General features: G+C 70.4%; 1 protein-coding gene. It reads right to left on the reverse strand.

The window, feature by feature from the left end; translation table 11 throughout:
• A partial coding sequence (locus GVL52_RS31840) for an MBL fold metallo-hydrolase (RefSeq protein WP_244619337.1) occupies positions 1–454 on the reverse strand: 454 nt, incomplete at its 3' end.
• Positions 455–500 lie beyond the last annotated feature (46 nt).

Raw genomic sequence — 500 nt, forward strand, 5'->3', positions numbered from 1 at the left:
CCATGAAGCCGGACGGCGCGACCACGGGGATCGAGCGCGCCCGCGCCTCGTCGGCCGACAGTAGCGCCAGCGCCCCTCCGAAATGGTCGACATGGCTGTGCGTGAAGACAATGGCTGAGATCGGCCGCTCGCCGAGGTGCTGGCGCGCGAAGGCCATGGCCGCCTGCGCCGTCTCGCGGACCGTGAGGGGGTCCACCACGATCCACCCCGTTCGGCCTTCGATCAGCGTGAGGTTCGAGAGGTCGAACCCGCGAAGCTGCCAGATGCCTTCACTGACCTTGAACAGGCCGGCCTGGCTGTTCAGCCTCGCCTGGCGCCAGAGGCTGGGGTTCACCGTGTCGGGCGCGGGGCCCTGCACGAAGCCGAAACTGTCGAAGTCCCACACCACGCGGCCGTCCGCCGCCCTGATCTGTCCGTGGGGCGCGGCGACCAGCCCCCGGAGGGCGTCGGCCATGGCTGCGCCGTCCTGCAGATCGTAGGTCCTGGCGACGGCGGCATTG

Source organism: Rhizobium sp. 18055, from assembly GCF_902706285.1.
Classification (GTDB): domain Bacteria; phylum Pseudomonadota; class Alphaproteobacteria; order Rhizobiales; family Rhizobiaceae; genus Rhizobium.